This is a genomic window from Mesorhizobium sp. M7D.F.Ca.US.004.01.2.1 (assembly GCF_003997785.1).
Lineage (GTDB): Bacteria > Pseudomonadota > Alphaproteobacteria > Rhizobiales > Rhizobiaceae > Mesorhizobium > Mesorhizobium loti.
This window is the reverse complement of record NZ_RZRQ01000301.1, coordinates 1-7,246: the sequence shown is the minus strand read 5'-3', so window position 1 is coordinate 7,246 and position 7,246 is coordinate 1. Positions and strand designations below refer to the sequence as shown.

The 7,246-nt window shown below is 60.5% G+C and carries 7 protein-coding genes and 1 pseudogene; 4 read left to right on the top strand and 4 right to left on the bottom strand.

Annotated elements, in window-relative coordinates:
- From EN993_RS28185 to EN993_RS28175, 3 genes are all read left to right on the top strand, one after another.
- Positions 1-242, top strand: a 242-nt coding sequence (locus EN993_RS28185; protein ID WP_281040580.1) for a methionine biosynthesis protein MetW, incomplete at its 5' end; no start/stop codon positions are given.
- Between the two features lie 35 nt (positions 243-277).
- Positions 278-1,021 carry a Stf0 family sulfotransferase gene (locus EN993_RS28180; RefSeq protein ID WP_164757857.1) on the top strand — a complete coding sequence of 248 codons (744 nt, stop codon included), beginning with the start codon at positions 278-280 and terminating at the stop codon, positions 1,019-1,021.
- 159 nt (positions 1,022-1,180) lie between these two features.
- Positions 1,181-2,173: a glycosyltransferase gene (locus EN993_RS28175; RefSeq protein WP_127265408.1), complete on the top strand. Its 993-nt coding sequence runs from the start codon at positions 1,181-1,183 to the stop codon at positions 2,171-2,173.
- Between the two features lie 21 nt (positions 2,174-2,194).
- Here the strand turns inward: EN993_RS28175 and EN993_RS28170 are convergent, their stop codons facing one another.
- Positions 2,195-2,551, bottom strand: a complete 357-nt coding sequence (locus tag EN993_RS28170; protein WP_127265407.1) for a DUF1330 domain-containing protein — start codon at positions 2,549-2,551, stop codon at positions 2,195-2,197.
- 376 nt (positions 2,552-2,927) lie between these two features.
- Here EN993_RS28170 and EN993_RS28165 point away from each other — a divergent pair, with 376 nt between their 5' ends.
- Complete coding sequence (locus EN993_RS28165) at positions 2,928-3,863, top strand: glycosyltransferase family 2 protein (protein ID WP_126070692.1); 936 nt, start codon at positions 2,928-2,930, stop codon at positions 3,861-3,863.
- A 66-nt stretch (positions 3,864-3,929) separates the two neighbouring features.
- Here EN993_RS28165 and EN993_RS28160 read toward each other — a convergent pair whose 3' ends face one another.
- The 3 genes and pseudogenes from EN993_RS28160 to EN993_RS28150 all read right to left on the bottom strand — a co-directional run.
- Positions 3,930-4,727: a DUF1194 domain-containing protein gene (locus EN993_RS28160; RefSeq protein ID WP_126070693.1), complete on the bottom strand. Its 798-nt coding sequence runs from the start codon at positions 4,725-4,727 to the stop codon at positions 3,930-3,932.
- Positions 4,728-4,812: 85 nt separating this feature from the next.
- Positions 4,813-6,639, bottom strand: coding sequence for an ABC transporter ATP-binding protein/permease (locus tag EN993_RS28155; RefSeq protein ID WP_127265406.1), 1,827 nt, complete (start codon positions 6,637-6,639; stop codon positions 4,813-4,815).
- Positions 6,640-6,778: 139 nt separating this feature from the next.
- A pseudogene (locus EN993_RS28150) lies at positions 6,779-7,246 on the bottom strand (class I SAM-dependent methyltransferase); the annotation flags it as partial.

Here is a 7,246-nt window from a genome sequence, read left to right as displayed (position 1 = left end):
GCCTGTCGCTGTTCATCCAGGGCCGCATGCCGGTGACCAAGGACCTGCCCTATTCCTGGTACGACACGCCCAACATCCACTTCTGCACCATCCGCGATTTCGTCAATCTGTGCGACGAGCTCGGCGCGACCGTGGAGAAGGCGACGGCGCTCGACGCCAATGGCCAGAAGATCGGCCTGTCGATGCCGTGGTGGTTCTGGAATTTCTTCGGCCAGCAGGCAGTGTTCTTGCTGAAACGGTAGCTGTGTTCGCCATGCATCTCTTTCGTAGGCGCCCTTTGCCTGTTGAAGTCCCTTCCGACATCCTGGCTGGGTTAAAAGCCGGGATTCTCATCTGCACCTCACCACGCAGTGGCAGCAACCATCTCGCCGGGTTGATGGCAACCGCCGGGCTTGGCAATCCTCTGGAATGGTTCGGCGGCCGCCGTGTTCTCGAATTGCCGAACTATCCTCGCGATCCCCGTGCTCAGGTTTTGCGTGCATTAAAGGATGGGCGATCTCCCTCCGGAATTTATGCAGTCAAACTCTTTGCAAGCCAGTTTTCCCAGGTGGCCAAGACTGTGGACCTCCCAGCCAGCCTTCCAGGACTGCGCTATGTCCGCTTAACCCGCCGCGATCTCCTTGGTCAGGCAATTTCTTGGGCACGCGCTCGTCAGACCGGTCGATTTCGCTCCACTGAGGCTGCTCAGAACTCACCACGCTATGACGGCGCGGCGATCGCGGAGGCGCTTGAAAAAATCATGCTGGAAAATCTGGCCTGGGACATTTGGCTAGCAAGAAACGGATTGTCTTTCCTGTCATTGACATATGAGGAACTCTTGGCAAACCCACGGGCCAGCCTTGTAAAGGTCGCGCATCTGGTTGACGCTGAAATCACATTTGAATCTACATCAGCCCCCAATTCTGGTCTCGAGATCCAACGGGACACCGTCAATACGGAATGGAGGGAACGCTTCTTGTCGCAGTATTCCGACACCTCAAAGTTCCAGACCAGAAATCACCGCGGGTCCGGCTTTCTTTGAAATCCGGGCTGGCGCTCCGATTTGATCAAAGAGGCAACATGCAAGATTATGTGGGACAATGGAGCGTTTCACGAAAGGCTGTCGCTCGATAGGCAGAGGTTGCTTTACTTTAGGTTGCGGCGGATATAGCCACCTAGACGATGAATGGTCAGTGCAGAGATGGTTGAAGAACGCGCAAGATATTCACTCGTTGTGGAAATGGAAAACGCCAAGTCCATCGACTGGGACGAGATCGGCATTGGACTGAAGGCCTTGGCGCGGGAAATCGTAGCTGTCACTGATCTCGGCCTGGCGCGACCGAAAGTTGTTATTTCTCATGGTGGGCATGAGTCGGATGCAGACGCGCTGCTTCATAAAATCACGGCTGAAGCACCGCAGCTGGGTCAAGTTTCCGACCTCGTCTTCACAGCGTTCCCTGGCGGCCGATACTACGACCTGAAGAACAATGGCGTACTGGCAACGGACGGAAGCATCGTCATCTTGACCGATTCCGACGTCGTGCCGGAACCAGGCTGGCTGTCAGCTTTGCTGAAGCCATTTGAAGATCCAAAAATCATTTGCGTAAACGGATACACATATCTTTCGCACGATGATTTCTTTTCAAGAACGTTTGCCCTGATCTGGTTTTTCCCGATGGCTCATGGCGATGGGCGATTTGCCTCGAAGCGGGCGATGAACGCCAACAATGTAGGGTTTCGACGCGAATGGATCGTCAGCCATCCTTTCCCGAAACACAATGGCTTCAAGGTTTCCTGCACGTTGCTGATGCGCGAACTGCTGCGCGAAGGCCACAAAATTCATAATGTCAACGCACGCGTCTACCACTACTCACCCCGGGGCTGGCGGTTCTTTTACTGGCGTGCCTTGGTTACCGGCCGCGACGCCGACCGGAAGTTCGTGGCGCTCAATTCGGCTGGCCGTACGCAACGGGTGGCCAAGTCTTTCAGCCGATGGTTCACCATGTCGTGGCGCACGACACGACGGATTGTCGGCCATGCCCGAGAGACAGGGATGCCGCCTTGGCAAATTCCATTTTCCCTGATTGTCGGTCAGGCATTTTATGCCCTGGCGTTTTGGGGCCAGTTCAGTTTCGCCGCCGGCATTGTTCGTGACGAAATCGAGATCGTGCCTGACTATGTCGGGCACAGCTAGGCGCCTTTCCCGATCCCTGAATCACGCTTCTAAGCTCAATTGGTCTGGGACCGTCGACTCTTCCAGAACATCCGTCGCCTTGTGCGGATGTTCGACGCCGTCAGCGAACACCACATCGGACACCGAATTACCCGTGCGCAGCGCCAGTATCGCCTGGTAGGGTGGCGAATTGTACCAGCCATGCACGTGCTGCCGGTCGGGAAATTCGATGATGATCAGGTGGCCCGGCCAGTCGTTCTCGATCACCTCCACACCGCCGCCATGAACCAGAAAACGACCGCCGAACGGTTCCAACGTGGCATCGATCCTGTGCAGATATTCGACGATCTGCGGACCCATCGTGGCATGGCGCATATGGGCAACGGCGTAGGCGGTCATGACTGTACTCCCTTGTCATCGAAGCCGAGTGCCGGCCTCGCAAGGACAATCTGACCACACGACGAGTGCGAAGCGATTACGTCTGAGGTAATGGAGTGTATGCTATCCTGTCACGGCGGGTCGCTTCCATGGTGATTTGCGAGTCTGCGCGGCAGTGCTGTTGCAATTGGAACGCTAGCAACGGGAATTCGTTATCTCGCGCGGGTTGAGTGCTGGCACTGTGGGTGACACAGGAAGCTGTTTTTTGTAGCGTCTTTTTGTAGCGTCGCGTCGAAGATGATGACCGGAAAGGAAAAGTCCGATCCATTCGACCGTTCTGAAAATCGAAAAGTCCTGGATAGACGCGCAGTCCTGCGCAGGAAACAGCTGACACGACATGGCTGGGATCATCGAAGACGCACCTCTCATCACGGTCATAACGCCGACCCACAATCGGCGCGAGACGGTGTTGCGCGCCGTGGAAAGCGTGCTGTCCCAGGGCATGCCCAGGCTTGAGCACATTGTCGTCGACGATGGCTCGACCGATGGGACCGAGGCGGCGCTGGCGCGCATCCAGGATCCGCGGCTGATCTATGTCGGCGCCAAATGGCGAGGCGCCAACGCCGCCAGGAATGCCGGCATCGAGCGCGCGCGCGCGCCGGTGGTGACCTTCCTCGATTCGGACGACGTCTACCTGCCGCACCGACTTGAAGGGACCCTGGCCTGGTTCGATGACAATCCCGCACTTCAGGTGCTGATCAGCTCTTTCGTCTCCCTGAAGGGCAACCGCGCCACCAACTGCGTCAATCGCGATGCATTCGTGAGCCCGACCATGCTGGAACGCACGCTGGTCGCGCAGACGATCTTCATCGCCGGCTCCGCGATAACCGCCCGCCGCGAAGCCTTGCTGGGCATTGGCGGCTACGATAGTGACATCACCCGGATGCAGGATCGGGAATTGCTGCTGCGGCTTTCCCGTCGCTATGGCGCGCGTTTGTCCGAGGACATCGATTGGACGAAATACAATTCGGAAAACTCGATTTCGGGCCGCCGTGACGGTTATGTCGAAGCCTATGCGAACCTGATGGGCAAACACCCGCACATTGCCCACGCCTACCCGCACATTCCGCCCTACATGATCTCGCGGCAGATCATCGCCGATATCCTCAGAGGCCGGATACCGGAGGCATTCAAGGGCTACATGGCCAATCGCGAGTCGAAAGCGCTCGGCTACTCGCTGCCGGAGCTGATGCACGGCTATGTCCATGGTCGGCGCTGGCGCCGCGATCTCTACAATGAGTTCCGCGACAAATTTGGCGCCCGGCCGGCCTAATTGCATGTCGCCCAAAAGTGTCCAGCGGTTTTGGGATAACGACATGCACCAACAGTCCGGCAAGGCTCACCGGTCGAGTTCGGGAAAATACGGATCGGACAAGAACCGCCTGTCCCGCTCGCCTTGCAGACAATCGATCGGCGCGGCCGCGTCGACGGGGATGATCCTGTCCCGGATGCCGCTCACTTCGAGGATCAACTTGCGCCGGATGGCTGTCGAGAATTCGGCCGCCGCGTAAATCGGCAGCACGAAGGAACCGGGTCCTCCGGTCACGCATTGCGCATAATACTGGTCGAGATGGCTGAAGGTTGGCGACGGGCTGATCAGGATCGGCAGTCCATTGATGACTATGCCTTTGGCGATTGCCGCATCACGCGTCGCGGTGACCGGCGGCCCGATATTGTTTGGACCATCACCGGAGATATCGATGACGCTGCGTTCGCCCTCGAAAGAGGTGCGATCGAAAAGCTCGGTGCCGAAGGCCAATGCACCGGAAATCGATGTGCCGCGGAAGCTCCGGAACGGGCGGGCCGCGACCTTGTCGGCAAAGCTGTTGGCGCTCTCGGCGCTGTCGATGATCTGCCAGCCGATGACCGCGTCATCGCGCACCGTGCCGGCCCATTCGAAATAGGTGAGCGCGATGCGGCCCGTGGCGCCGGCGCGGACGGCCCGGATGAAATCGGGATGCCGCAGCGCCTCGACATAGCCGGCGCGCTGCAGGGCGAACTCCTTCTCGTCCATCGACAGCGAGATGTCGACCGCCAGCACCAGCTCGACGTCCACAGGCAGAGCATCCGTCGGCGAGGCGGCGGGCGCGGCCTGGGCGCAGGCAAGACAGGCAAGCAGGCGCAGAGCATCAAGCATGGCCGTCGCAGGGTTGTTTCTCCCGGAGAGCTTCCCTCGCGATCACGGCAAAATAAAGCTTTGCGCCGGCAATCCGGATATCGGCCTATGTCTTGCGGCGGGCGCCGGCTGGCGGCGGTTCGATAGCACCCGCCCTGATGCGAGCAGGTTTCAGCGCCGGCGCGCCGGAATCCTTGACGATCGTCAACGCGCGCGGAAAGAACTGATTGTTGTGCAGGCCGCGTCCGATGTTGAGGATCGCGGCGTCAGGCAAACGCTTCTCCAGCATCGACAGCACGCGCCGTAGTGATGGCCCGTCGAACGCATCCATGGCTTCGTCGATGATCACCCATTTCGGCTGCCGCAAGGCGAGCCTGGCGAAGGCCAGCGAGCGCTGTTCGTCATCGCCCAGTTCGTGATCCCAGCGTCCAGCGCGATTGAGCGACGACGACAGCCGTTCCAGACCAACCTCGGCGAGCACCGCCGAAATGTCGGCATCGCTCGCGGGCGCAGCTCCGTTCGGGTGATCGAGGACCTCGCGCAACGTACCGGCCGGGAAATAAGGGACGCGCGGCACGAATATGAGGGTTTCTCCCGCCGGCAGGCCGATCCGCCCCCTTCCCCATGGCCACAGGCCGGCAATGGCGCGGAAGAACAGCGTCTTACCGGCGCCCCGGTCGCCGGTGATCATGACGCGCTCGCCGGCACGGATTTCGACATGCTGGTCGGCGAGCTTGGTGCAACCCTCCGGCGAGGCCACTTCGAGCGTCTCGAAAGTCATGCTGCCATTGGCGTTTTCACCGAAGACGATGCGCTTTTCCGTGTCGTGCAGCACATCGGTTTCATCGAGCGCGATGCGGAAGTCGGCGACGCGCATCAGCGTGGCGCGCCAATCGGCAATGCTGCCGATGTTGTTGATGAACCAGCGCAGGGACGAGTGGACCTGGTTGAAGGCACCGACCGCCATCATCAGCCCGCCAAAGCTGATATCCCCTGCGAAATAGACCGGCGAGGCGACCAGGATGGGTGCCACGACGGTGATCCAGCCATAGGTGTCGGTCACCCAGGATAGGTTGATCTGGGCGGTGTAGATGCGTCGCATGGCGCCCAGCACCGTGCCGAGGTCGAGTTCAAGCCGTCGCCTGGCGTCGGCCTCGCCATGATACAACGCAATGGCATCGACATTCTCATTGACGCGCACCATCGAGGAGCGCAGCTCGGCTTCGCGTGTATAGCGGTCGCTGTTCAGGCGGATGAGCGGGCGTCCGACAAGCCAGCTCAGCCAGGAAGCGATGCCGGCATAGAGGATGGCGGCCCAGACCATGTAGCCCGGTATGGCGAGCGACGTTCCGCCGATGTGGAACACGAAGCCCGAGGACAGCTCCCACAGCACGCCGACGAAGGACACGAGCAGTATGCACGACTGCAGCAGGCCGACGCCGAGATCGGTCGACAGGTCGGACAGATGCGCGGCGTCCTGCTGCATGCGCTGGTCGGGATTGACGCCGATGGCGCCGGCATTGGCCAGCCGGAAGGCGCGCGCCGGCCGCATCCACTGGTCGATCAGGTCCAGCGTCAGCGCCTCGCGCAGCTTGAGCCTGATCATCTGGTTGAGCCAGGTCTGGCCGATGTTGAGCACCAGAAGTCCACCGGCTATGGCCGCAAAGACGAGAAGCTGGTGCAGGAAGGCCGCCATGTCGCGGCGCGCAAGCGCATCGTAGAAAGGCTGATTCCAGCGGTTGAGCAGAACCTGGCCGATCGACGTTGCGATGATGACGGCCATGATACCGACCGATGTCCAGAGCAACCACTTGCGAACCGGCGACCCCGCCAGCGCCCGCCTGATCGTCGCCACCTGATCGCTCAGGCTGCTGGCTTCGACCGCCACGGCAACCGGCTGAGCGGCGGCGGCATTGCCCGGTTGATCAGCCATGGCCGAGATCCTTGCGTTCAGTGCTGAAGCCGGTTGGTGAGACTTGAAGGCATCCGTCGTTCAAATGGGCTGCCAAATAGGCTGTCAGTCCGCTTGCGACAGATAGGCAGGGAAATGGCCTCAGGCACTCTTGCCGCGATCACGAAGCCGTCACCCGCGCAACCGATGGCTTGGTGTCCCCGGCCTCATTGCGACGGCCAAGCCGGGTGGCGCCATGCGGCGACAGCACTGGCACGAAGACACGGCGCGAGGCGCGCTGGGCGACCGGCACGCCTTGATAGAGCCGCTTCTGTGCCTCGACCACGATGACCCCGGAAAAGATCGGCCACAGTCGCCGGCCGGCGCGTTCCAGCACATTGTGGAACCGCATCATGAAACGGCGCCGCGATGGCGGAAAGAACAGCGCATCGGACCAGGCGGCGGGCGTGAAATTCGCCTCACGCAGCAATTCGGTGAGCTGGCCACGCGAGAAAGGCCGGCCATTGCCAAACGGCGTGTGCTCGAAGCGCGCCCAGACACCACGCCGGTTGGGCACGACAATGACCACCCGGCCGGCCGGCGACAGCACGCGCCAAATCTCATTCAGCGTCTCACGCGGGTTCTCGAC